This window comes from Dechloromonas sp. ZY10 (genome assembly GCF_041378895.1).
Taxonomy (GTDB): Bacteria; Pseudomonadota; Gammaproteobacteria; order Burkholderiales; family Rhodocyclaceae; genus Azonexus; species Azonexus aquae.
Genome location: NZ_CP144212.1, coordinates 1,580,976 through 1,605,049, shown reverse-complemented (window position 1 = coordinate 1,605,049; position 24,074 = coordinate 1,580,976). Strand labels below are relative to the sequence as shown.

Below are 24,074 nucleotides of genomic sequence, written 5' to 3'. Positions count from 1 at the left end.
CCGCCAGATATGCTCGGCTGCATCCCGGCGAAGGCTGACCGGCAAATGGCTTTCGGGGCCGCCGAGACTGGCCGAGTCAGGCCACCTCAGCCCGACAAAGCGAAAAATTATCGAAAACCCTTAAAAGGGCAAAAACCGCTTGACAGCAAACTGGTCTTTTCGAACTATCCATTCTTTGGTCATTTTTGCCGTTAGCCTTTCTCATGACTACAGAACCCTTGCCTTCCCTTTTGATCATCGACGATCACGCCATCCTGCTCGAAGGTCTCGGCATCGTGCTGAAACATGAGATGCCCGACCTGGAAGTACATACGGCCTCGTCGATCCACGCCGCGCTGCAGCTGGATGTGTCGCCCGACGGCATCGTCGTCGACATCAAGCTGCCCGGCCTCAATGGTCTGGATGGCGTGACCCTGCTCCGCAAACGCTGGCCGCACGCCCGCCTGATCATGCTTTCGGCACAGGACGACGAATTCACCCGCAACAATGCGCTGGAGCGCGGGGTGCACTGCTTTCTTTCCAAGTCTGAAAACAGTTCGCACATTGCCGCCACCATCCGTAACCAGTTGCTGGCTGAAAACGATGCCCCGCCCCCCCACTCCCGCAGCGAACAGGACTTCCTGACCCCCCGTCAGTGCGAAGTTCTCGAACTGCTCTGCGATGGACTCAGCAACAAGCTGATCGCGCGCGAACTCAAACTTTCCGACAACACCGTCCGCCGCCATGTGCAGGACATTCTCGGCTATTTCGGCGTCAGCAACCGGACCGAAGCCGTCTTTGAAGCCCGCCGCCGGGGATATATCCGGTGATCCCGCCGGAACTCAAGCGACTCACCCTCTGTTTCAGGGATGCCCGCGTCGAAGTGGCGTTCCAGCAGCATGACCAGTTACGTCTGCTCCAGCAGGGCCGGATGGCCTTGCTGGTCGCAATCAGCACTTACCTGGCGCACGGATTGCTGTTCGACCCGCGTTTTTTTTCCGGCAACGACCTGACTGCAGTTTGGACGATCCGCGGTGCCGCTACGCTGGTGCCTGTCTCCGTCCTGCTCTTTTCAACCCACCGGCTATTCCCGCTCTGCAATTATTTGCTGCTCGCACTGGTCGGCCTGGCCGGCGGGCTGGGACTGGTGAGCATGGGTTTGTATCTGCCGCACGAGCAGGCAGATGCGTTTTACCCGGCCCTGATCCTGGTTACTTTTTTCACCTACAACCTGGTCGGCACCCGCTTCATCTATGCACTGGCAGTCGACTTGCTGCTGCTGGCGGCCTACAACCTTGGCGCATTCTGGCGCAACGATATTCCGGCCGAGATGCTCTGCCTGCATGATTTCTATATCGTCACCGCCAACCTGATCGGCGGCGCCGCCGGTTATCTGACCGAATTGCAGCGCCGCCAACTCTATCTCAGCGAACAGCGTCTGCGTCGGGAAATCCAGCAGACGGACAACGCCCGCCTGCATGCCGATGCCGCCAACCACGCAAAATCGCGCTTTCTGGCTTCGGTCAGCCATGACTTGCGGCAACCGATCCATGCTCAGGGGATGTTTCTCAGCGTTCTGCGCAATACCCCGTTAAGTCCGAAACAGCAGGAGTTGATCGACCACCTGACCACTGCCACCAATGCCAGCAGCGAAATGTTGCACACGCTGATGGATTTTTCGCGGATCGAGGCCGGGAACATCACGCCCCAGTTCAGCCGCTTCCGCCTGCAGCCACTGCTCAACAAGATCGAGAACGAATTCATCGCCCAGGCCGATGCCAAGCGGCTCAACTACCGCTCGCGCGAAACCGATCTGGCCGTTCTTTCCGACCCCGGACTGCTGGAAGTGATTCTGCGCAATCTGGTCGGCAACGCGATTCGCTACACCCGGCGCGGCGGAGTCCTGCTGGCCTGCCGCAAACGCGGACAGATGGCTCTGATCGAAGTCTACGACACCGGAATCGGCATCCCGCAAGAGCAACATCAGGAAATTTTTCGCGAATTTCACCAACTCGGCAATCCTGAACGCGATCGCCAGAAAGGCCTGGGTCTTGGCCTGGCCATCGTCAAAGGCTTGGCCACCTGCCTGCAGCACCCCATTTCGGTCAGTTCCCGGCCAGGACGCGGCAGTGTTTTCCGCCTTGGCGTGCCGCTGACTTATGCCGGAGAGCCCCTCCCCCCCACTCCGCCGGTCCCACGCATCCTGCCGCAAAACGTGAACATTCTGCTGATCGACGACGACGACATCGTGCGGGCCAGTACCGCTGCACAGTTGGCTGAATGGGACTTCAACTGCCAGAGCGTTGATGACATTGAACGGGCCCTGATGATTGCCCGAAAAAATCCACCCGACCTGATCATCAGCGACTACCGCCTGCGCGAATACCGGACCGGGGCCGAGGCCATCGAACGCATCCGGCAGCAAGCCGAGCGCCCGATCCCGGCTCTGCTGATTACCGGCGACACCGATCCGCAACGACTGCGCGAAGCTCGCGCCTTCGGGGTTCCGCTGCTGCATAAGCCGGTTGAGCCACGGGAACTGTACCGGCAGATCGTCAGCCTGCTGGCCCAGCGCTGGTAACCGCCTGAACACATCCTTGGACACCAGGACTGCGCCCAGGGCAGCCATCGGTATTTGCCGCCCGCCGGATGGCGGCCGGCAAATACCCGCTGCTCGCAAACGCCTCAAGCCCGCCCGCAAGCCGCAATAGCCGCCGCAATCTCAGGTCAGCAGGTAGTTGCAGTCCGGCTGCAGAGCCGCCGGCGGGGTCTCACCCAATAGTTCACGCAGGCTGATTTCGATGGTCACGACCATTGCATCGAGGGCCAGATCGTTGGTACTGCGCCCGAAAGGCTCCTCGATTTCATCGCTGAGGGCTTCCAGCGCAAAGAAGGTGTAAGACACGAAGGTGACCACCAGTGGCGTCATCAGCCCGACCGACTCGACCAAGCCAAAGGGCAGCAGCAGGCAGAACAGGTAGGCGGCGCGGTGCAGGATCACCGCATAACTGAAAGGCAAGGGGTTGTAGGCGATCCGTTCGCAACTGCCGTGGGCCATCGACAGCGCATCGAGCGAGGCTTCCATTTTGGGCGCCAGCACCGGGTCGAGCCGCCCGGCCTCGCGCTCGTCGCGCAACCATTCGCCGAGCCAGCGCAGCACCAGCACCGGTGCAAAACGCTTGCCCTGCATCTGCGCCAGCAGGCTTTCCGGCAGCAAGTGGCGACAGCCGTGATCGCTGGCCTCGCTGCGTAACTGGTTGCGCATTGCGGCGGCAAAGCCGGCCAGACCGAGGATGAAGGGGCGCGGCTGGCTGGCCGTTGAAGTCAGCGTCTGTGCCTGGCGAGCCAGGTTGCGGACCTCGACCAGCACGGCGCCCCAGTGCTTGCGTGCTTCCCAGTAGCGGTCGTAGCTGGCGTTGATGCGAAAACCGAGAAAAATCGCCAGCGCCAGGCCCATCAGCGAAAACGGTGCCGCAGTCAGGGAAATCTGCCAGTGCTGCAAATGCGCGTGGGCGTAGATGATCGCGGCCGACCACGCAAACATCAGGCATTGCTGGGTAAAAATCTTGTGGACCAGCGAACCTCGCCGGACAAACAACAGGCGCAACCAGTGCGGGCGGGGACGGACAATCATCGCGCCCCCGCCTGCCGGCATGGCCGGCTCAAAATACTGCTCCGGCAAAGACTTCGTGGAACCAGGCTTCGCCATCGGCGATCGCCGCCGGCGCCGGGGTGACGGCAACCCGCTCGGGCTGGCCAGCGCTGAAGACCTCGTCGTAGCTGAGCGCAGCTGCGGTAGTCGGGGTGGAGAACCAACGGGTGAGCAGACGGATGATATTCACGGTCCACACTCCTTTCGCAAAAAAATGGGAGACGAAAAAAGTCTAGTCCTTTTGCTGCAGCGCACAAAACAATGTTTTATCATCGCCACGTTAAGAAAAAGTTAACCTTGAGCGATGCTACCCCGCCTGCCCCCGCTATCCACCCTGCGCACCTTTCTGGTCGCCGCTACCCGGCTCAATTTCCGCCAGGCCGCCAGTGACCTGCACGTCACTCCAGCCGCCGTCAGCCAGCAAATCCGCAGCCTGGAGGACTACCTGGGCTGCTCACTGTTTGAGCGCAGTCCGCGCAGCCTGCGTCTGACACCGGCAGGGATGGCGCTGTTGCCGGGAATTCGTGACGGCTTCGCCTGCTTTGCCGAGGCGCTGGCCCAGCTTCCCGCCGTTCGGCCAGAAGGCACGCTGCACGTCGGTGCCCCGGCCGCCTTTGCCAGTCGCTGGCTGGTGCCGCATCTGGGCGAATTCAACCGCCGGCACCCGGAGATCACGCTGCACCTGGGTAGCGCACCGGACTATGTCGATGCGACGGTGATTCCGCAACCGTTGATTCCCGACGCAGTCGATGTCTTGATCCGCTACGGTCACGGGCATTACCCGGGCCAAGCCAGCTTGCGCTTGCAGACTGGCGATTACCTAGCAGTCTGCGCGCCGGCCTTGTGGCGCCCCGAGTTGCCGTTTGCCGCCTGGTTGGCCCGGCAGACGCTGCTGCACGATGCCTCGATTCCGCTACCGGAACAGCGCCCCAACTGGGGTGAATGGTGCCGGCTGGCCGGCCTTGACGGTATCAACTGCCGCCAGGGGCCAAGTTTTTCCAATGCCGTACTGGTCCATGAGGCGGCACTTGCCGGCCAGGGCGTGGCGCTGATGCAACGGGCGCACATTACCGACGATCTGGCCGATGGCCGCCTGCAAATCTGCCATCGGCAAGCGTTGCCCTCGGCCTACGCCTACTACCTGTTACTGCGGCAGCCCGCGACGCCGGCGGCCAAGGTCTTTGCCGACTGGCTGCAGGCACGGTGTGCCAGCGCCGACATCGTGACGCCTCCCGATAACGGTGCCGCTTGAGCGGAGTTCAAACGCCGTTTACTCGGCCAGCGGCGGCAGGCCGCAATGGCGGCGGGCGCGGTTGCAGGCTGGGTGTTCGATATCGAATTCACGGCATGGCGACGGTCGACCGTGGTAAATGCGGCAACTGACCGCGACCCCGATTTCGCCGTCCAGCGCGACACAGCGGGTTACTTCGCCAGTCGCGTCGGTGCCGCGCATGCGCACCAGCGCCGGGGTCAGCGGCACGGTCATCGCCAGCGGCACGCCGTCGCCCCAGGCAAAGGCGCCACCGGCCAGTTCGGCCGGATGAAAGTCGACGCGCAGGCTGGCGCAGCAGGCACCGCAGCTTTGGCAAGGACTGCTGGCGACGCTCATTGGCGCTGATCCACGGTCGACGCCGGAAAACCGGAAAAACCAGTGGCCAAGCCATTAGCCGCCGCATGCGTCTGGTCAGACGCAACCGCTGCAAAGTCGACCACGCAACGCCATAGCCCGTGGCCCGAAGCCAGGTATTTTTTCTCGAACGGCGTCATCGGCTGCCCGCCCGATGGCACGGCATAGGCCTCGGCTGCGACCGGCTGGCCGCTCAGGCGGCTCAAGGCAAACGCCATTTCCGCGATGTAAATCTGCCAATTGCTGCGGCATTCGAGCACGCCGCCGAGTTCGCACCACACCGGAAACACCGCATGCCCGTGCCAGCGCCGTGCCAGGTGGCCGATCTTGGGCCAGGGATTGGGATAAAGGTTGTAATGCCGGGCCAGGCGGATGCCCTCGCCGGCCAGCAGGCGCCAGAAATCGACCAGGTCGGCACGCAGCAGCAAGGCGTTCTCCGGCAGCGGCAAAGGCTTGCCGCGCTGCAGGCGCTCGAGCGACTGATCGACGCCAAGCACGAAATGATCGGGGTACTGCGCGGCAATCGCCAGCGTGCTCCAGCCGACGCCGCAACCGGCATCGAGAATCAGCGGCGCCGCCGGATTCCAGTCCCGCCACGCCGCCAGTGCCGTCGCCAGCGCCGCCCGGTTGTAGTCGAGCACCGGCTTGCGGAAAGGATGCGCGAGGTGGCGTTCGAGCAAGGCCGGCAGGTCGCGGTGCGGCCCGTCCTGAGCGCTGACGATGAAACGGGAGTTGCCCTCGCCGGCAGCATCCTCCGCATCCGCAGGTTCGGACGCGGGGGCCTGGCCGGCAGACAAGCCGGTGCGATAACTCATGGATGCACCTCATTCGGCAAATGCGGCAGGATGCCGCGTTCGAGCAACAAGCGGTCGATGGCTTCCGCCTCCTTGACCGGACGCAGCAAGGTATAGAGTTCTTCGGCCACCCGGTAGTGACGGCGCAACAGCATCAGCCACTGCTTGATCCGGCCGCCGGCATGCACTGGCCGCACCCGCAGGCGCACGCCCAGCCAGAATTCGGCCAGCGCCGGCACTAGCATGGGCCACAAGCTCTCGTTGGCGGCGCTTTCGGGCGGCAGTTCGCCGCGAATCCGGCGCGGCAGGAGCGGGTCAGCGAGCGCGCCGCGCCCGAGCATAACGTCGGCACAACCCGATTGCTGCTGGCAGTTGCGGAAATCGTCCACGGTCCACACCTCGCCGTTGGCAATCAACGGCAGCTGCACCGCCCGCCGCACTTCGTCGATCAAGTGCCAGCGCGCCGGCGGCTTGTAGCCGTCGACCTTGGTCCGGCCATGCACGATCAACTCGTCAGCGCCGCCGGCTTCAATCGCCCGCGCGCAGTCGATGGCCAGTGAGTGGTCCTTGATCCCCAGCCGCATCTTGGCGGTAAACGGAATCTCGCGCGGCACCTCGGCGCGGATCGCGCTGACGATGGCGTGCAGCAGTTCCGGTTCGCCAAGCAGCGCCGAGCCGCCGCGATGGCGAAAGACCGTCGGCGCCGGACAACCGAAATTGATATCGACCCCGGCCGGACGGTGCTTGACCAGGCGCCGGGCATTGGCCGCCAGGTAGTGCGGATCGGAGCCGAGCAGCTGGACGCGGATCGGCGTGCCGGCGTCGGTACGGCTGCCCTGCGTCAGTTCCGGGCAGGTGCGGAGAAAGGTGCGGTTCGGCAACACACTCTCGGTGACGCGGACGAATTCGCAGATTCCCCAGTCGTAGCCGCCAACGGCGGTCAGGATCTGGCGCATCAGGGGATCGGCGAGCCCCTCCATCGGGGCGAGAAGAATACGGGACATCGAGCAGGACTCAGGCAGCAGGTCGGGCGGAACGGAGCAAGGACGGGTCAGCAACCACAACGGGCAGCCAACCGGGGAAGTCCACCCGAGCCACGCAAAAACAGGGGACGCATTATAATCCTCGCCATGCTGCGTCTTGTTCTCGACACCAACGTCGTCCTCGATCTTTTCCACTGGGCCAATACCGATGCCGTGCCGATCATGGCCGCGCTCGAAGCCGGACAGATCGAATGCCTGGCCGATGCCCGCACCCTCGACGAATTGCAACGGGTGCTGACTTATCCGCAGCTCAAGCTGACCCCGGAAATGATCGCCGAACGCTGGGCCCGCTACACCGCCCGCGTCACCGTCGTCGGCGATGGCGAGGCACCGCCACTACCGCGCTGCAAGGACAAGGACGACCAGAAATTCCTCGAACTCGCCGCCCGCAGCGGTGCCGACATCCTGGTCAGCAAAGACAAGGCGTTGCTCAAATTGCGCGGGCGCAGCAAGCTGGCCTTCGAAATCGTCGCCCCAGTCCGCCTCGCCCCCCGCCTGAGCACAATTTTCGGCTGAAGCACCGGGCCAGCCAAGGCAGCTACGGTCGACCTGAAAAATGGCAAAAAAACAAAAATTGTCGCCCAGCTGACACCCACCTCGTCACCGCAAGCATAAGCTGTTCATCAATGCGCAACTACGTGCTGTCCACAATGGGCGCACCAGGGGCGTCACGGCAGAATAAAAAGATAACAAAAACGATACCCGGCACTGACAGAGGCAGGCCGGGAGTCGCATATCCACACCTGGAGTAAAAACCATGCTGTTCATTTTTGAACCGGCAGTACAGTTGATGAATCGACTGCGCTTTGCCTCGCGCTTTGTGCTGATCGGTGCTGCGGGCGGCCTGCTGATCGCCGGCCTGCTCTGGCAATTTCTCGGCAGCGTCGGCAGCCAGCTGAGCGCCACCCGCAACGAAATTGCCGGCGCCCGCATGATCGTGCCCATCCGCAGCCTGACCGAAGCCCTGCAGGAGCAGGCCACAGCGCTGACCTTGCTCTCGGCCGGCGCCAGCGACAAGGAAATCGCCGCGCGCGCCCAGGCTGCCGCCCAGCGCTTCGACGAGTTGCTCAAGCAAGGCCAGGCCGGCGATGACCCGCGCTGGCAACTCGCCGCCAGCTGGGAAAAACTGGCCAAGGACTGGCAAACCGCAAAGAGCGTGCTCCCTGCCTCCTCGACGCCGGAAATCCGCCAGATCGCCGAACAGATGGAAGCTGCGCTGGCATCGCATGCCCGCAACGTTGCCGACCGCACGCAACTGACACTCGACGGCGAGGTGGAAACCTACTATCTCAACGATGTCCTGATCGCCCACCTGCCGCAACTCGCCGCAACCTTATCGCAAACCCGGCTGAAAGCTGCCTACATCGCGGAAGTGCAGATGATCGATGCCGGCGATAAAGGCCGTCTCGACAAGCTGGTGGGCGATGCCTTGCTGCAGCAGGCGCGGGTTCGCGAAAGCCTGGCCCGCGCGCTCGCCGCTGGCGGTACGCCACCGGCAATTGAGGCGGCACTGGGCAAGCTCGACAAGGACATTCAGGGCCTGCGCCGCTTTGTCGAAGACCAACTGATTTTCAAGACCGACATCGACGCCACGCCAACTGCAGTGTTAAGCAGCACCAGCGCTCCACTAAGCAGCGTCAGTCAGTTGGCCGTCAGCGTCGAAAAACAACTGGCGGAGTCGCTGGCCGCCCGCGAGACACGCCTGCAAAGCCAGCGCAATTTATATCTGCTGCTGGCGGCCATCGGGCTCGGCCTCGCCGGCTATCTGTCGATGGGCTCCTACCTGTCGCTGGCCCGCGGCAGCGAACGCCTGATCCAGGGCGGACGCGCGTTGGCTGACGGCGACCTGCAGTACAAGGTGGCGATCCATTCAAACGACGAATACGCCGACATCGCCGACAGTTTCAACCGGATGGCCGCCTCCTTCCAGGAAGTGATCCAGTCGCTGCAACACAGTGCCGGCAGCCTCGGTCATGCCGCTCATGCACTGGCCGACAGCACCAACGAAATATCGAGCAGTTCAGCCACCCAGGAAACGCTGGCCCGCCAGGCCAGCGATGCCGTAACCTCGATTTCCCACAGCATTGACGACGTCTCGCAACGGGCCGGTGAGGTCGATGCGATTGCCCGCCACAGCCGAGAGAAAACCGCCCTCGGCCAGGACAACCTGGAAACCATGGTGCGCGATATCGACATCGTCGAGCATGCGGTACAGGATATTGCCACCACTGTACAAGCCTTCGTGGCGACGACACTCGAAATTTGCCAGATGACGGCACAGGTACGCGACATTGCCGAACAGACCAATCTGCTCGCGCTCAATGCTGCCATCGAGGCAGCCCGTGCCGGCGAAGCCGGGCGCGGCTTTGCGGTGGTCGCCGACGAAGTGCGCAAGCTGGCCGAAAAATCGGCGCAGTCAGCAAGCAGTATCGATGCCCTGACCCAGAATGTGCGCAACCGGACCGACAGTGTCGAGGAAGCTATCCAGCGCGGCACCCACGCCCTGCACGAAAGCGCGCAGCAGGCCCGCTCGGTGAAGACAGCGCTGCAGGAGGCCGGCGCTTCGGTACAAAGTACGACCGACGGCATCGCGGCGATTGGCGAAGCAGTCAATGCCCAGACCGGCTTCAGCCACCGGATCAGCGACAACGTCGAGGAAATTGCCCAGATGGCGAGCCGCAACAATGCCGCAGTCCGCCGTGCCGCCGACTCGGCACGCGGACTGGAAACCCTCGCCGAACAATTATTGCAGGCGGTCGGCCGCTTCCGCGCCTGAAACCCACCCCGGCCCGTGCAGCCGGGGAAAAGATTTCGCGCCTGCGGAACGGCTGTGTAAACTGCCGTTTTTTCCACCGGCATCGATTGCCCATGACCCCGGAAGACCTTGCCACGATCTGGCTGACTCTGAAGTTGGCTACGGTCGTCACCCTGTTGCTGCTGCTGATCGGCACCCCCTTGGCCTGGTGGCTGGCGCGGACCCGTTCACGGCTCAAACCGGTCATCGGCGCAGTGGTAGCCCTGCCGCTGGTGCTGCCACCCACCGTCATCGGCTTCTACCTGCTGTTGGCGATGGGCCCCCAAGGCTGGCTCGGGCAACTGACGCAAAGCTTGGGACTGGGACTGCTTCCCTTCACCTTCGGCGGCCTGGTCGTGGCTTCGGTCTTTTATTCGCTACCCTTCGTCGTCCAGCCGATCCAGAACGCCTTCGAAGCCATCGGCGAGCGCCCGCTGGAAGTCGCCGCCACGCTGCGCGCCAGCCCCTGGGATACGTTCTGGTCGGTCGCCCTGCCGCTCGCCCGGCCCGGCCTGTTTGCCGGCGCCGTGCTCGGCTTTGCCCATACCGTCGGCGAATTCGGCATCGTGCTGATGATCGGTGGCAACATTCCGCAGCAGACCCGGCTGGTCTCGGTGCAGATTTACGACCATGTCGAGGCACTGGAATACACACAAGCGCACTGGCTGGCCGCCGGCATGCTGGTCTTCAGCTTTGTCGTGCTGCTGGCCTTGTACACGCTCAACCGGCAACGCCGGCCGCTGGCCTGAGGAGGGACGATGGCGCCAGGAATTGTGGCCCGTTTTCGCGTCGACCGTGACAATTTCGCCCTCGACCTCGACCTGAGCCTGCCCGGCTCCGGCATCACCGCCCTGTTCGGCCATTCCGGCTCCGGCAAGACCACCTGCCTGCGCGTGCTGGCCGGTCTGGAACGCCCATCCGGCGGCTATTGTGCGGTCAACGGCGAAATCTGGCAGGACGACGCAAAACGGCTGTTCGTGCCACCGCACCGCCGGGCAATCGGCGTGGTTTTCCAAGAAAGCAGCCTGTTTGCTCATCTCGATGTGCGCGGCAATATCGAATTCGGCGCCCGGCGGGTGCCCGTTGCCGCGCGCCGTTTCCGCCTCGACGAAGTTTGTGAATTGCTCGGCATCGGCCACCTGCTCGCCCGTTCGCCGCTGTCGCTGTCGGGCGGGGAACGCCAGCGCGTTGCCATCGCCCGCGCCCTGCTCACGGCGCCACGCCTGCTGCTGCTCGACGAGCCGCTGGCCGCACTCGACCCGCAGCGCAAGGCAGAAATCCTGCCCTACCTCGAACGCCTGCACCGCGAATTGGCCTTGCCGATGCTGTATGTCAGCCACTCGCCCGACGAAGTCGCCCGCCTCGCCGACCATCTGGTCGTCCTCGAAAGCGGACGCTGTGTCGCCAGCGGCCCGCTCAAGCGCGTTCTCGGCCGCCTCGACCTGCCCGGCGCGCTGGCTGACGACGCCGCCGTCGTGATCGACGCCACCGTCGCCGAACACGCCGCCGACGGGCTGACCCGGCTGCACTTTGCCGGCGGCGAGATTCATGTATCGCAACGGAGCGAGCCACCGGGAACTGCCTTGCGCTGCCGTATCCATGCCCGCGACGTAAGCCTGGCCCTGGTCCCGCAAACCCGGAGCAGCATTATTAACTGCGTTGCTGCTACCGTCTGCGAACTGGCCGAGACTCAAACTCCCGGCCACGTACTGGTCCGCCTCGACAGCGGCGGTGAAACACTGCTCGCCCGCATCACCCGACGCTCGGCCAACGCACTGGAGTTGCATCCGGGACAGCCTGTCAGGGCGCAAATCAAGGCAGTTGCGCTGCTGGCCTGAGTCTGGCCGAGGAAATTACTGCCACCTGTTTTAGAATCAATGCTGCATTGATCCGGATCCAACCATGACTTCTCTCGCCAGCCAAACCCCTACCAGCGACCAGGACTCCGTTCGCAAGCGGATGAATATTTCCCTGCGCGAAATCGGCATCCCGCCGCGCCCGACCATCCTTGAAGCGATCGAGCAGGAAATGGCGAGGGAAGAGCCGGATCTCAACCGGCTGGGACAACTGCTGCGTTCGGACGTCGCCCTTGCCGCCGGACTGATCAAGACCGCCAACTCCCCGATGCTGGGCCTCAGCAAGAAAGTGTCTTCTCCGCGTGAGGCAATGCTGTTGCTGGGCTTGCGCTACGTAGTCCAGGTGATTGCCGGCCTGTCGTTACGCCAGGTATTCAGTCACTTGCCCGATATGGAACGCTTCTGGGACAGTTCGGCCCGGATTGCCGAAATTTCCGCCTGGTTATGCAGTCACCTGCAGCCCCGGGGCGAACTGCTACCGGAAGATGTGCATACCTTTGCCCTGTTCCGCGATGCCGGCATTCCCTCGCTGATCATTCATATTGACGACTACCGGGCACAGCTCGCAATCGCCAATACCGAGGCCGAGCGCAGCTTCACTGCCGTCGAGCAGGATGAAATCGGGATCGACCACGCCCAGATCGGCGCCCGACTGGCCAATGAATGGCTGCTCCCGGAAAAAATCGCCGTGGCGATTGCCCATCACCATGAGCCAGCGGCGATTCAGGGTACTTCGCCCGAACCCCTACCCACCCCGATCCGGCAACTGATCGCTCTAACCCAGTTGGCCGAGTACATTTTTCAGATTCGTACCGGTCTGGCGATGACTTGTGAATGGAAAAAGCTCGGACCAACCTGCCTGGCAGTACTCGACCTGCCGGCGGAGAACATCGGAGAACTGGTGCGACTCAGCCGCGAGGCGGAAGTCGGCAATTAAACTCCAACCGCCTCGGCCACTGCCAGCCGGGATGGCAGAAAATCGCGAAAGGCCGCCAGCGGCAAAGGACGGGAGAAAAAATACCCCTGATAGTTGTAACACCCGCTGGCGGCGAGAAAATCTCGCTGTTCGGCAGTTTCAACCCCCTCGGCAATCACCTCAAGCCCGAGGCTGCCGGCCAGCGCCACGACGGTACGGGCAATTGCCGCATCGTTGGCGTCAGTCAGCACATCGCGGACAAAGGACTGATCGATTTTCAGCTGATCCAGCGGCAATAGCTTGAGGTAAGACAGTGACGAATACCCGGTACCAAAGTCATCCAGCGAGAAACCGACACCAACCGCCCCCAGGCGGCGCATCTTGCCGATGATCGCATCGACATCCCCGGCCATGATGCTTTCGGTCAACTCCAACTTCAGGCGACGAGCCGGGGCTCCGCTGCGCTCAATGATGCCAAGTACGCGCTCGACAAAGTCAGGTTGGTCAAACTGACGGGCACTGACGTTAACCGCCAGGGTCAGATGCTGCCAGGCGGAGTTCGCGGCCCACTCGACCAGCAGACAACAAGCTGATTCGATCACCCAGTAGCCAATCGGTACAATCAAATCCGTTTCCTCGGCCAGAGGAATGAAATCTGCGGGGGACACCATGCCACGCGAGGGATGCTGCCAGCGCAGCAGAATTTCGGCACCGCTGATCGAAGCATCGCTCCTGACCTGGGGCTGGAAATGCAGCAAAAACTGCCCCTCATCAAGGGCTGTCCGCAAATCCCGTTCAAGATTCGCCCGGACATGCACGGCAGCCTCCATCGCTGGATCGAAGAAACGGACCACATTCCGCCCTGCCGCTTTGGCCTTGTACATCGCCAGATCGGCCTGCTTCATCAATTCGTCGCTGCTGAAGCACGGGCCCAAAAACAGGGTTACCCCGATGCTCGCCGAACTCCGGTGCACCAGCGTCCCAAGCACATAAGGCTGGGCCAGCACTGCGAGCAGCTTTTCTGCGACGTGCTCTGCGGCCAACGCGGCCACCGTTTCGTCGCCCAGACCGGAAATCACGACAACGAACTCATCCCCCCCTTGCCGGGCTGCGGTATCGGTCTCGCGGATCACCTCGCGCAACCGTCCGGCAACGATTTTGAGCAACTGATCGCCCTGTTCATGCCCCTGGGTATCGTTGAGGGTTTTAAAATTGTCCAGATCGATGAAGAGCAAGGCCCCATAAGAGGCATCCCGCTCACTGCCGGCCATCGCCTGCTGCAGCCGGTCGCGCAGCAGGGTACGATTGGGCAAGCCGGTCAACTGGTCATAAAAAGCCAATGCGTTGATACGCTCTTCCGCTGCCTTGCGCTCGGTGATGTCGTGATGCACGCCGACATAATGAGTCACCGTTCCCTGCTCGTCCTTGACCGCCGAAATGGTTAGCCACTTGGGATAAATCTCGCCATTCTTGCGACGGTCCCAAACCTCGCCTCGCCAGCTGCCGTCGCGCATGATCTGCCGCCACATAGCCGCATAAAACGCCGGCTCATGCCGCCCCGAACGCAACACCGCCGGCGTTTTTCCGACCAGTTCGGCTGCGCTGTAGCCGGTATTGTCGATATATGCCTGATTGACCCGCAGGATCACTCCATTGGCATCGGTAACCAGAGTCGGCTCCTGAGACTCGAAGGCCGTAGCCGCTATCCGCAGGTCGGCCTCCCATAGCTTGCGCGCCGTAATATCGGTCATGTAGGTCAGGATCCATGACTCGCCATCGAGTTCGATGATCTCGCAAGACAGGCTGACATGCCGACGCTCACCGGATTTATGAATCCAGATCGTCTCGTAATTGACCAGCCGGCCAGCCCGGTAAATCGCCTGCAGCCACGCATCACGCGTCGCACTGTCGGGCCAGAAGCCAACTTCCAGCGAAGTCCTGCCGATCAGATCGGCGCGCGTCCATCCGAAATTCCGCTCATAACTGCTATTAACCTCAAGAAAGCGGCCATCACTGATATTTGAAATGGCAGCGGCCAGCGGGCAGCAGTCAAAGGCACGGGTAAACTTTTCCTCCAGCCGGCGAGCCTGCCGGTCCACCTGCTTGAACCGGGTGACATCGGTATAGACCCAGACAGAGATGCCACCCAGCACATCCTCGGGGGCGAGAGCCCGGCCGGACTGGATCACCCAGATCGACTCGCCGTCTGCGCGCGTCATTTCGCACTCGAAGCTGGTGCTCCCATTTTCCGCCAAGCTGGCATAACCCTCGGCGCCAATCCGGGCAAACGCCTCGGCAGAAGGGTAAAAACGGCTAGTCGAGAAACCGACCAACTCCTCCGGCATGGCATAGCCGAACATTTCGGCAAAGCGATGGTTACAGCGGAGAATGCGGCGATGACGCAACATCAGGATACCGACATGGGCACTATCAAAAATCAGGCGCTGCTCTTCAAGCAGGGTCTGTAATTGTTGATCGCGCAGCCGCGATGCCGATAAATCCCGCCAAGTACACAGCAGGGTCCGCTCCCCCATTTGCTCGACCCGGAACAGGCTGACTTCAGCCAGAAAACGCTGCCCATCGGCACGCTGATGAATCCATTCAAAACAGAGGACACCCTGTTCCTCGGCCTGGTGCATCATCCGCTCGGCTTTGAGCAATGAACTCTGGCCATCCTCCTGCACCGCCGGAGACAAACGGGCGGGATGCACATTCAGCAGCTCTTCTCGGCTCCGATAGCCCAGCGCCAGCACCGCAGCCTGATTGCAATCGACAAATCGCCGGTCACGAATCAGCCACACCGGATCGGCGCTGCCCCCGAAGGTCTGCTGGAAACAGCGTAGTGCATCGAAAGAAACAGGAAGGGAATTTTGCTCCGCCATGGTCGGCATCGGCCCGGTGAAAAACCTTGGTCATGTTACGGTCAATACCAGGCAAAATCCAGAAAAAAATGCTTTTGCGCTAAAGGCAATAACACCAGCGAAAACTGCGGCTTTCGCAATTGTCCGACAGGACGCTTCTGCTATCCCTGGCTTTCAGTCGACCGGCAGATAGGCGACCTCGACGATGTCGAGTTCTCGAATCCCGACCGGACTCTGGAAGCGGATGGTGTCGCCCTCACGGGCCTTGATCAGCGCACGAGCCAGCGGCGACACCCAACTGATTCTGCCTCGTGAGGCATCCGCCTCATCGACACCGACAATGGTGTAAGTGTTTTCGCTTCCATCGCCATCGGCAACGGTCACCCGGGCGCCGAAAAATACCTGATCATTGTTGCCTTGGCGTAAAGGATCAACGACTTCGGCAATATCCAGCCGCTTGGTCAGGAAACGGATGCGGCGGTCGATTTCACGCAAGCGCCGCTTGCCGTAGATGTAATCGCCATTTTCTGAGCGATCGCCATTGGAAGCTGCCCAAGCGACGACTTCAACCACCTGCGGTCGCTCACGCTTGACCAGATGTTCGAGTTCATTTTTAAGGCGAGCATGCCCGGCTGGCGTGATGTAGTTACGAACCCCGGCAGGGAGTTTCAGCGATGGCTCGAGTTCTTCCTCATCGCCATCGCTTTCACGGACAAAAGCCTTGCTCATCAATAACCGATGCTGTAATTCCCGACATCTACCCGAATCAGTTCGCGTCCGAGGATTGCGGCGGTATTGCGGGCAAATTGTTCGGCCCAGGTCTGCTGTTCGCGAAAACGGGCCTCACCGGCATACTTCGCTACACACAGAATACGATCCACCGCCAGAATTTTGCCGGTCGGGGTTGCCACATCGCATTCGAGCGAGACAAACTCGCGCTCGAACCACTGACGCGCCTCCTCGACTGCGGCGCCAGAAGCAAACTTGAATTCGAATTCGCTATCCTTGCCAAAAGCAACGATCACGTGATGCTGCATGGTGTTCTCCTCCGTTATTGATTAGATTGCGGGTTTATTCTAGCAAAACATCGTTTGCTGTCAGGAGTCGCTCATGGCGCTGCACCCCCTCTGCGAAGAGGAAATACAACAAATCCGTGGTCAGCTACAGGAATTGCAACTGGAGCACCGCGACCTCGATCAGGTCATCGAGCACCTGCAAAACAATCCTTCTTGCGATGAATTGCTGGTACGCCGGATCAAGAAACGCAAGCTGGCGCTAAAGGACAGAATCCGCCTGCTGGAGGAAATGCTGATTCCCGACATTCCAGCCTGAGACCACACGATCGTTTTGTCTGCACAAAAACGACAAGCCCGGCGCCAGGCCGGGCTTGCAAGACCTTCGATGTTCCCTACGGTCTACAGGACCAAGGTTCCCAGATACCACGCAATTGCCGCCATCAGCGCACTGCACGGTACAGTCAGAATCCAAGCCCAGACGATACCACCGGCTACCCCCCAGCGCACTCGCCTGGCCCCCCGGGTCGAGCCAACCCCGGCAATCGCACCGGTAATGGTGTGAGTGGTCGAAACCGGAATCCCGAAGGCGCTGGCCATGAACAAGGTTGCAGCACCGCCACTGTTGGCACAGAAACCGCGCGCCTGATTAAGCTTGGTAATGCGATTGCCCATGGTTTTGACGATGCGCCATCCCCCGAACATCGTCCCCAGACCCATCGCCGCGTAGCAGGAGAAAACCACCCAGCCGGGCACCGGATCGGTGCTCTGGGAAATTCCTGCTGCGATCAGCAGCATCCAGATAATGCCGACCGTTTTCTGCGCATCATTACCGCCATGCCCAAGACTGTAGGCTGCCGCAGAAATCAGCTGAAAACGACGGAAGTGCTTATCCACCTTGCGCGCTGCCATGTTGCGGCAGAGCCAGGAAACAATCACCATCAAGGTGCCGCCGATCACGAAGCCGAACAATGGCGCGATGAAAATGAAAGCGATGATCTTGAGCACCCCGGAGGTAATCAGGCCAGAAAATCCGGCCTTGGCCACAGCCGCTCCGACCAGGCCGCCAACCAGCGCATGCGACGAGGACGAGGGAATCCCGTAGTACCAGGTGATGATGTTCCAGATGATGGCCCCGACCAAGGCACCGAAGATGATGTAATGGTCGACGATCGCCGGGTCGATGGTGCCTTTCCCGATGGTGGCGGCAACCTTCAGCTGGAACAGGAAATAGGCCAGAAAATTGAAGGCGGCAGCCCAGATGACCGCCTGATGCGGTTTGAGCACGCGGGTCGAGACGATGGTCGCAATCGAATTGGCAGCGTCGTGGAAACCGTTCATGAAATCGAACAGCAGCGCGACGGCAACCAGGGTGACAACCACCCAGAGACTGATTTGCAAGGAGTCCATTGCGGCCTCCGGCTCAGGAGTTTTCGAGAACGATGGCTTCGATGGTGCCGGCAACGTCCTTGCAGCGGTCGGTGACGCTTTCGAGCAGTTCGTAGATTTCCTTCAGCTTGATCAGCTGGCGCACATCCGACTCTTCGCGGAACAAGCGCGACATGGCTTCACGCAAAATGCGGTCGGCGTCAGATTCAAGTTCGTCGATTTCATTGCACTTGCGCAGGATGGTCGGGGCATTGTCCATGCTGTGCAGCAACTTGACCACGGCCTGGACGCTGACACAGCACTGGTCGCTGACTTCGGCCAGACGGGTGGCTTCGTGCGGCACTTGCTTGATGTCGTATAGCGACATCGACTCGGCAACGTCCTGGATCACGTCGAGGATATTGTCCATATCGCTGATCAGTTGGTGAATCTCGTCGCGGTCAAACGGAGTGATGAACGAAGTGTGCAGTTGCCCGAGGGTATCGTGGGTGATCTTGTCGGCGTCGCGCTCAAGGCGGTCGATCCGGTCCGCGTGCGCCGCGGCCTTCTCGGGTGCCCCTACCAAGGCGCCGATCAAGGCCGACAACTCCTTGCCCCCTTCGGCGATCAGGTCAGCATGCGCATTGAAAAGATCGAAGTACTTGCCCTCTTTGGGCATCAGGCGACCGAACATGACAGTTCCGTTATGTAATTGTGACAGCCGGGGATTTTAGCACGCGGCCCTTGCCGCAACATCGCCAAGCGCAGGGCAAACGCTACAATGGCCGACTTATGAATTTGCTCGACTTGCCGGCCGACACCTTCGGCGACCCGTTTGACATTGACGTCCTGCCCCTGCCACGCCCGGCCGTCGGCTATGGGGTGCAACGCCTGGACAGCGACTGCCTGCTCGACGGTGACAGCGGCACCCTGCTGCCGGTACGTCACCCGCAATTGCAAGCAGTTTTCGGCAGTTTCGCTGCGGCTCATGTCGCCGCCAGCCGCTACCTGCAGCGCAACGGCACGGCGGCCGATACCCACGACCTGGCGATCGTGCCGCTCGGCTACGACCCCCTGCTGCAACGTCCGATCCTGATTTACGGAGTAATCCGGAGCGAACCCTGAACTCCGCACCGACCATCACCAAGGAGACCCGATGACCGCCTTCCGCATCCGCCCGCTGGGCAACAGCCCCCTGCCAGTGCCAGACCTCTGCCTCGGCACCATGACCTTCGGCGAACAGACCAGCGAAGCCGACGCCCATGCGCAACTCGACTACGCGCTGGCGCAGGGCGTCAATTTCATCGACACCGCCGAGATGTACGCCGTCCCCAGCCGCGCCGAAACCTATGGCGCCACCGAGCGTATCGTCGGCAACTGGCTCAAACGCCAGCAACGCGACCGGATCATCCTGGCAACCAAGGTCGCCGGCCCGGCACGCAGCCTCGACTGGATCCGTGGCGGCCCGCTGGCACTCGACCGCGCCAATATCCGCGCAGCGATTGACGGCTCTTTGCAGCGCCTGCAAACCGATTACATCGATCTTTACCAACTGCACTGGCCAGAGCGCAACCAGCCGATGTTCGGCCAATGGCAGTACGACCCGGACAAGGAACGCGGCGCGACACCGATTTTGGAACAACTGGAGGCACTCGGAGAGCTGGTACGCGAAGGCAAGATTCGCCAGATCGGCGTATCCAACGAGCACCCGTGGGGAATCAGCGAATTCACCCGTCTTGCCCGCGGACACGGCCTGCCAACCATCGTTTCGACGCAAAATGCCTACAGCCTGCTCAACCGGGTCTATGAATACGGCCTGGCCGAGACCTGCCACCGCGAGAATGTCGGCCTGCTCGCCTATTCGCCGCTGGCTTTTGGCCATCTGAGCGGCAAATACCTGAACGATGCCAGCGCCCACGGTCGACTGACGATCTGGGAGTTTTTCGGCCAACGTTACGCCAAGCCCAACGTCCGCCCGGCGGTCGAAGCCTATGCTGCGCTCGCACAGGCGCACGGCCTGACCCTGACGCAACTGGCGCTGGCCTTCGTCCGCTCGCGCTGGTTCGTCGCCAGCACCATCATCGGCGCCTCCAACCTGGCGCAGCTCAAGGAAAACATCGCCGCCTTCCAAGTACCTCTGACACCCGAGGTGATCGCTGGGATCGAAGCCATCCACCTGCGCTACACCAACCCGGCACCCTGAGAGGCAGACAGTGGAATCGCTTTATGCAGCGGCGGCGGCCGCACTCGCCACCCCGGAAATCGGGCAAAAACTGGCGTTGACCGTGAAACTGCACGCCGACTGGCAGGCCGGACGGCTCGACTGGCAAGGCGCAGCAGCCGCCCACCCCGGCTGCGGCTGCCCGGAACGCCCGGAACTGGTGCCGCCCAAGCAACTGCTACAACGCAATGCGCGTAGCCCGGAAGGACGGGCGCGACTGCTGCACGCCATCGTGCACATCGAGTTCACCGCCATCAAGTTCGGATTTAATGAATGTAAGGATAAATTTTTTACTTTCGCGGTTTAGCCCGGCATCTGCAATGCAGCGAGTTCAGCTTCGTCAAACCCTGCGGCTCTGCGTGCTTCAAGATTAAACGGGCCACGTAATTTGGGGGCACCGTATTGCTCCGCCAACATGGCATACGTCGATACCGGGTCTAGGCCACGTTGCGAGCAGAGATATTTGAACCAATGATTCCCAACGGCCACATGCCCGATTTCATCCCGCAAAATGATGTCGAGAATGGCCGCAGCTTTAGCATCACCAACCCGTTTGAGTTTGTCTCGGATTGGCACTGAGGCATCTAGCCCCCGTGCCTCCAAAGTCCGAGGAACCAATGCCAGTCGTGCCAATAGATCATCTCGGGTTTTCTCTGCCATCTCCCAGAGGCCATTGTGAGCAGGAAAATCACCGTAGCTATACCCTAACTCTTTAAGGTGCTCGCTTAGCAGCCGAAAGTGATAGGCCTCTTCCTTCGCGATTCTGATCCAGTCACGGTAAAACTGGTCAGGCATTCCCGAAAACCGCCAAACGATATCCAAGCCAAGATCAATGGCATTCAGTTCAATGTGCGCCAATGCATGAATCAATGTGGCTCGCCCCTCGACGGTAGCCATTGAACGTCTGCGAAGTTGTGTATGAGGCACCAGCTCCGGGGCATCTTCCCTCCCCGGAATATTGGCGAGTGGATTTAACACGGCCTGACTATCAATCACGTCATTAATGTTGATAGAGTCCGTAGCAGAGAGCTTCCCTGAATATGTTGTCAGGGAAATTGCCTCCAAAGCGTTTGATCTGAGCATGTTTTGAAGCCCCGTACAGAATTTTTAAGTTTGCCACGACTTAAACGATCAAAGCCGGTTTCACCTTCTGTCGATTCCTTTTACTGTCTAGGTTCATCAAGGACTTCCCTGATGAAACAACATGACAGAACACCCCAGCCAACCGGCCTTTCTGGTTGCTAGTGACGATCAAAACCAAACGGTCGTTGCCCTTCCCGTTACCCCACTCTTCCCGCTTGGCGAAGTAGTCAGCACACCCGGCGCACTTGAAGCCATGCAGGCAGCAAACATCTCGCCGCTGGCTTTGCTTCACCGCCACCTAAGAGGTGATTGGGGCAACCTCGACAAGCACGACAAGCAACTCAACGACCTCGCCATCAAGGATGGCACGCGCATCTTCAGCGCCTACGACATCACGCCAACCAGCAAGGTCTGGCTGATCACCGAGGCTGACCGTTCCGCAACCACTTTCCTTTTGCCCTCAGAGTATTGAACATGCTTGCCATCACCGTTCCCTTCCTAGAAAAGTTTGCCTGCGTCGTAGGAGGCAAGATCATCGGCCTCAGTAGGCATAGCGATTATTTTGAATACCATTTCCGCCTGCGTGACCTCAAGAAAATCCGCATTGAAGGATTGACCAAGTTCATCCGCGTGAATGGTCAAGGTCAAGTGGAAAGCATCGTCCTGGCTGAAGCCCTGCTGACCAAACGTGCCAAGATCGAATCGCAGCCTTTTGAATCCCTGACCGACGAAGATAAGGTCGAGATTGCCACCGCCATCGAGTTGGTCAATCAACCTCCCCAAGAGGAACAGCCGACCAATCAGCAATCTGACACAGAGACTGAATCCGAGGGAGCAGAGGCCACCACTGACAACGTGGATGAAACGCCTGAGGAATCCAATGTGGCAGCCAAATCAAGCCCGACGAAGAAATCTCGCCCCCGCCCCAACCGCCGCCGTTGAATGGTGCGAGTCAGGGGCTACCGAGCACAGGCAGCACATTGCTGCCTGCTTCAGTGCCCATGCAGTACCCCTGTTGCGCCAGCAATAGCAGCCAACGCTCCAGAAGCCGATTGATCCGCCGATGGATCGAAAGCACCGGAGGCCCACCATCAACCGGGTAAGCATCCTCAACGCGCCCACCAAAGTGGTACGACACCGCTTCGGCAAGCTCCCAGTCGAAGAAGACACAAATCTCGAAAATCACATCCGGCACCTGATCACCAGTGGCAAGCATCCAGTAGTGCCCGAGAGCAATCCGCCTGAAGTCGTTGCCAACTTCCAGCACATCACAGCGTAGCGGCAATCCCCCTGCCAGCCTCACGGTGCAGGTTCGATCCACGCTCGCAAGCTCTGGCGTGACCCGCATCAGTGCCTGATACAGACGGTAGGTCTGCTTGACATCAACACCCATCAGACCAGCTCCGCAGTGATCCGGCGCAGCTTCTGGGGGTTGGCCTCCGCATACTTGGCAGTCATAGACACGGAGGCATGGCCCATCAGCACGCTCACGGATTTGAGGTCAACGCCCTTGCCGATCAACTCGGTTGCAAACCAACGTCTGCCGCTATGGGATCGTCCACCGATCACGCCAGCCTGCTCATGAAGCCCGGTCAGCAACTGGCTCATGGTGTTGGGTGAAAACGCAGAACCCTTCTGCGACTTGAACAGTGGTGCCAGAACATTGAACAGGCAAGTCTCCTGCTCTTGCCGCTCTCCGAGGAAGGTCGTCAGGGCTGCTCGCAGTGCCGGATTGGTGAGGTAAGCCACCCGTTGCTTGTTGCCCTTGGTCATCTTGCCGGTAAGGTGGATTTCCTCCTTCAGCTTGCCCCTGTCATCCAGCACATCGCAGATACGCAGTGCTGCAATTTCCTTGGCACGAAGGCCCAGCTTATAGCTGACCATCAGGATTGCCGTGTTCCTGGCCGGGTACATGCCGCCCTTGGCTACCCGGTACAGGCGCTTCATTTCCTCTTCAGTGGGAACCCTTGCTTGTCCAAACTCAGCCACGTTACGAATCCGGTTGTTAAGCCGGATTGATAGTATTTGGACCGTGGCAAAAAAGTAACAAGCCGGGTTGACATTTTCATCCAGTTGTTGACACGAACATTATTTCATGTCAGTATGTCAGAACTTTCGCTGTGGGTAGTTGATAGCGCAAAGTTAGGACGTGGCATTTTTCTTCCCGTTCGATCATACGTCTCCTCGGTGGGCTTAACTGCTAGGGTTCAATTCCCTGACGACGTACCGACAGCCGGCTTCCGGCGTCCCCGATGTGCAGCTGCACGTTGCGGAAATTTTGATCGAAGGTATTGTCATGTCCAAGAAAATCCATTTTTCCCTCTGCTTCACCGCTGCCGACAAATCTGACAGCATTGTCTTTACTGGCGCCGCCGCACGCAATTTGCTGCAAGCGCTCTACGGCCCCGAGTTTTGCCTCCAACTATCTGCCGATGGAGATAACCCGAGCTACGAGCTGTACGACCGGCAAGCGTTGACACTCATGACCAGCGCCGGCGTCATTGGTGCATTTCTTCCCGAGACAATTCGTTTCAGCCCAAGCGCAATTTCAGCCAACGGTGGCCTACACATCCACCACTCGGTGATTGACCGCCTAGACGAAAGCCGGGAGCGCTGGAAGAACACCAATGAACTCTTCCAAGACGAATACGGTTTTGGTGCCCCCTCCCCGCAGCTGAACGAGATAAATCAGTTGCTGCACTTCGCCTGGACCCATGACTCCAATGATCATGCCTTCGCTGGTGTAGCCACTTGGAGCTGATCCCTCTCCATTCGGGCCAATAAGCAACAACCAATACGCCCGAAATGACGTCTCCTTGGTGGTTTTGCCGGGGTTCGATTCCCCGAAGACGTACCGACTGCCGAGA

Annotated in this window: 28 protein-coding genes; 15 read left to right on the top strand and 13 right to left on the bottom strand. The window is 60.5% G+C overall.

What is annotated here, in order from left to right; translation table 11 throughout:
• Nucleotides 1–203 precede the first annotated feature (203 nt).
• Nucleotides 204–809: a response regulator gene (locus VX159_RS07295; RefSeq protein ID WP_371325312.1), complete on the top strand. Its 606-nt coding sequence runs from the start codon at nt 204–206 to the stop codon at nt 807–809.
• Nucleotides 806–2,560 (top strand): hybrid sensor histidine kinase/response regulator, encoded by a 1,755-nt coding sequence (locus VX159_RS07290; RefSeq protein WP_371325311.1) that lies wholly within the window; start codon nt 806–808, stop codon nt 2,558–2,560. Before VX159_RS07295 ends, VX159_RS07290 begins: the two co-directional genes overlap by 4 nt.
• Before the next feature lie 141 nt (nt 2,561–2,701).
• Here VX159_RS07290 and VX159_RS07285 read toward each other — a convergent pair whose 3' ends face one another.
• Nucleotides 2,702–3,613, bottom strand: coding sequence for a bestrophin family protein (locus tag VX159_RS07285; protein WP_371325310.1), 912 nt, complete (start codon nt 3,611–3,613; stop codon nt 2,702–2,704).
• Between the two features lie 28 nt (nt 3,614–3,641).
• Entirely contained in the window at nt 3,642–3,821 is a 180-nt protein-coding gene (locus VX159_RS07280) for a hypothetical protein (protein ID WP_371325309.1), read from the bottom strand.
• 114 nt (nt 3,822–3,935) lie between these two features.
• On the opposite strand from VX159_RS07280, the gene VX159_RS07275 reads away from it, so the two are divergent.
• Nucleotides 3,936–4,883 carry a LysR substrate-binding domain-containing protein gene (locus VX159_RS07275; RefSeq protein WP_371325308.1) on the top strand — a complete coding sequence of 316 codons (948 nt, stop codon included), beginning with the start codon at nt 3,936–3,938 and terminating at the stop codon, nt 4,881–4,883.
• 18 nt (nt 4,884–4,901) lie between these two features.
• Here the strand turns inward: VX159_RS07275 and VX159_RS07270 are convergent, their stop codons facing one another.
• The 3 genes from VX159_RS07270 to VX159_RS07260 are packed head-to-tail and all read right to left on the bottom strand — an operon-like array spanning nt 4,902 to nt 7,056.
• Complete coding sequence (locus VX159_RS07270; RefSeq protein ID WP_371325307.1) at nt 4,902–5,240, bottom strand: YkgJ family cysteine cluster protein; 339 nt, start codon at nt 5,238–5,240, stop codon at nt 4,902–4,904.
• Nucleotides 5,237–6,073, bottom strand: a complete 837-nt coding sequence (locus VX159_RS07265; RefSeq protein ID WP_371325306.1) for a tRNA (guanosine(46)-N(7))-methyltransferase TrmB — start codon at nt 6,071–6,073, stop codon at nt 5,237–5,239. Before VX159_RS07265 ends, VX159_RS07270 begins: the two co-directional genes overlap by 4 nt.
• Nucleotides 6,070–7,056: a tRNA dihydrouridine synthase gene (locus VX159_RS07260; protein ID WP_371325305.1), complete on the bottom strand. Its 987-nt coding sequence runs from the start codon at nt 7,054–7,056 to the stop codon at nt 6,070–6,072. Before VX159_RS07260 ends, VX159_RS07265 begins: the two co-directional genes overlap by 4 nt.
• 126 nt (nt 7,057–7,182) lie before the next feature.
• Between VX159_RS07260 and VX159_RS07255 the strand changes: the two genes are divergently transcribed.
• From VX159_RS07255 to VX159_RS07235, 5 genes are all read left to right on the top strand, one after another.
• Nucleotides 7,183–7,611, top strand: coding sequence for a putative toxin-antitoxin system toxin component, PIN family (locus VX159_RS07255; RefSeq protein ID WP_371325304.1), 429 nt, complete (start codon nt 7,183–7,185; stop codon nt 7,609–7,611).
• A gap of 241 nt (nt 7,612–7,852) precedes the next feature.
• Nucleotides 7,853–9,871: a methyl-accepting chemotaxis protein gene (locus tag VX159_RS07250; RefSeq protein WP_371325303.1), complete on the top strand. Its 2,019-nt coding sequence runs from the start codon at nt 7,853–7,855 to the stop codon at nt 9,869–9,871.
• A 92-nt stretch (nt 9,872–9,963) separates the two neighbouring features.
• The gene (gene modB, locus VX159_RS07245; RefSeq protein WP_371325302.1) at nt 9,964–10,638 is read left to right on the top strand and encodes a molybdate ABC transporter permease subunit; all 675 of its coding nucleotides are present in this window, start codon (nt 9,964–9,966) and stop codon (nt 10,636–10,638) included.
• A 9-nt stretch (nt 10,639–10,647) separates the two neighbouring features.
• Nucleotides 10,648–11,727 carry a molybdenum ABC transporter ATP-binding protein gene (gene modC / locus VX159_RS07240; RefSeq protein ID WP_371325301.1) on the top strand — a complete coding sequence of 360 codons (1,080 nt, stop codon included), beginning with the start codon at nt 10,648–10,650 and terminating at the stop codon, nt 11,725–11,727.
• A 64-nt stretch (nt 11,728–11,791) separates the two neighbouring features.
• A complete protein-coding gene (locus VX159_RS07235; protein ID WP_371325300.1) occupies nt 11,792–12,682 on the top strand; it encodes an HDOD domain-containing protein in 891 nt (296 codons plus the stop codon).
• Here VX159_RS07235 and VX159_RS07230 read toward each other — a convergent pair.
• The 3 genes from VX159_RS07230 to VX159_RS07220 all read right to left on the bottom strand — a co-directional run bounded on the left by VX159_RS07230 (nt 12,679) and on the right by VX159_RS07220 (nt 16,559).
• The gene (locus VX159_RS07230) at nt 12,679–15,543 is read right to left on the bottom strand and encodes an EAL domain-containing protein (protein ID WP_371325299.1); all 2,865 of its coding nucleotides are present in this window, start codon (nt 15,541–15,543) and stop codon (nt 12,679–12,681) included. The two genes, VX159_RS07235 and VX159_RS07230, sit on opposite strands and share 4 nt — an antisense overlap.
• 153 nt (nt 15,544–15,696) lie before the next feature.
• On the bottom strand, nt 15,697–16,251 hold the full coding sequence (greB, locus tag VX159_RS07225) for a transcription elongation factor GreB (RefSeq protein WP_371325298.1): 555 nt from the start codon (nt 16,249–16,251) through the stop codon (nt 15,697–15,699).
• The gene (locus tag VX159_RS07220; RefSeq protein WP_371325297.1) at nt 16,251–16,559 is read right to left on the bottom strand and encodes a hypothetical protein; all 309 of its coding nucleotides are present in this window, start codon (nt 16,557–16,559) and stop codon (nt 16,251–16,253) included. The genes greB and VX159_RS07220 overlap by 1 nt, the downstream gene beginning before the upstream one ends.
• Before the next feature lie 73 nt (nt 16,560–16,632).
• On the opposite strand from VX159_RS07220, the gene VX159_RS07215 reads away from it, so the two are divergent.
• Nucleotides 16,633–16,854 (top strand): YdcH family protein, encoded by a 222-nt coding sequence (locus VX159_RS07215; RefSeq protein WP_371325296.1) that lies wholly within the window; start codon nt 16,633–16,635, stop codon nt 16,852–16,854.
• A gap of 83 nt (nt 16,855–16,937) precedes the next feature.
• Here the strand turns inward: VX159_RS07215 and VX159_RS07210 are convergent, their stop codons facing one another.
• Both VX159_RS07210 and VX159_RS07205 read right to left on the bottom strand, forming a co-directional pair.
• Nucleotides 16,938–17,945, bottom strand: a complete 1,008-nt coding sequence (locus tag VX159_RS07210; protein ID WP_371325295.1) for an anion permease — start codon at nt 17,943–17,945, stop codon at nt 16,938–16,940.
• Nucleotides 17,946–17,958: 13 nt separating this feature from the next.
• Entirely contained in the window at nt 17,959–18,597 is a 639-nt protein-coding gene (locus tag VX159_RS07205; protein WP_371325294.1) for a DUF47 domain-containing protein, read from the bottom strand.
• Between the two features lie 98 nt (nt 18,598–18,695).
• Between VX159_RS07205 and VX159_RS07200 the strand changes: the two genes are divergently transcribed.
• The 3 genes from VX159_RS07200 to VX159_RS07190 are packed head-to-tail and all read left to right on the top strand — an operon-like array spanning nt 18,696 to nt 20,431.
• Complete coding sequence (locus VX159_RS07200) at nt 18,696–19,028, top strand: hypothetical protein (protein WP_371325293.1); 333 nt, start codon at nt 18,696–18,698, stop codon at nt 19,026–19,028.
• A 31-nt stretch (nt 19,029–19,059) separates the two neighbouring features.
• Nucleotides 19,060–20,106 carry an NADP(H)-dependent aldo-keto reductase gene (locus VX159_RS07195; RefSeq protein WP_371325292.1) on the top strand — a complete coding sequence of 349 codons (1,047 nt, stop codon included), beginning with the start codon at nt 19,060–19,062 and terminating at the stop codon, nt 20,104–20,106.
• Between the two features lie 10 nt (nt 20,107–20,116).
• Nucleotides 20,117–20,431, top strand: coding sequence for a DUF455 family protein (locus tag VX159_RS07190; protein WP_371325291.1), 315 nt, complete (start codon nt 20,117–20,119; stop codon nt 20,429–20,431).
• Here VX159_RS07190 and VX159_RS07185 read toward each other — a convergent pair.
• The gene (locus tag VX159_RS07185) at nt 20,428–21,207 is read right to left on the bottom strand and encodes a ferritin-like domain-containing protein (RefSeq protein WP_371325290.1); all 780 of its coding nucleotides are present in this window, start codon (nt 21,205–21,207) and stop codon (nt 20,428–20,430) included. The two genes, VX159_RS07190 and VX159_RS07185, sit on opposite strands and share 4 nt — an antisense overlap.
• A 121-nt stretch (nt 21,208–21,328) precedes the next feature.
• On the opposite strand from VX159_RS07185, the gene VX159_RS07180 reads away from it, so the two are divergent.
• Nucleotides 21,329–21,679 (top strand): hypothetical protein, encoded by a 351-nt coding sequence (locus VX159_RS07180; protein WP_349731994.1) that lies wholly within the window; start codon nt 21,329–21,331, stop codon nt 21,677–21,679.
• A 2-nt stretch (nt 21,680–21,681) separates the two neighbouring features.
• Complete coding sequence (locus tag VX159_RS07175) at nt 21,682–22,149, top strand: hypothetical protein (RefSeq protein WP_371325289.1); 468 nt, start codon at nt 21,682–21,684, stop codon at nt 22,147–22,149.
• Between the two features lie 10 nt (nt 22,150–22,159).
• Here VX159_RS07175 and VX159_RS07170 read toward each other — a convergent pair whose 3' ends face one another.
• Nucleotides 22,160–22,600 carry a hypothetical protein gene (locus VX159_RS07170; protein WP_371325288.1) on the bottom strand — a complete coding sequence of 147 codons (441 nt, stop codon included), beginning with the start codon at nt 22,598–22,600 and terminating at the stop codon, nt 22,160–22,162.
• Entirely contained in the window at nt 22,600–23,154 is a 555-nt protein-coding gene (locus tag VX159_RS07165; protein WP_371325287.1) for a tyrosine-type recombinase/integrase, read from the bottom strand. Before VX159_RS07165 ends, VX159_RS07170 begins: the two co-directional genes overlap by 1 nt.
• Before the next feature lie 307 nt (nt 23,155–23,461).
• Here VX159_RS07165 and VX159_RS07160 point away from each other — a divergent pair, with 307 nt between their 5' ends.
• Entirely contained in the window at nt 23,462–23,968 is a 507-nt protein-coding gene (locus VX159_RS07160) for a hypothetical protein (protein ID WP_371325286.1), read from the top strand.
• Nucleotides 23,969–24,074 lie beyond the last annotated feature (106 nt).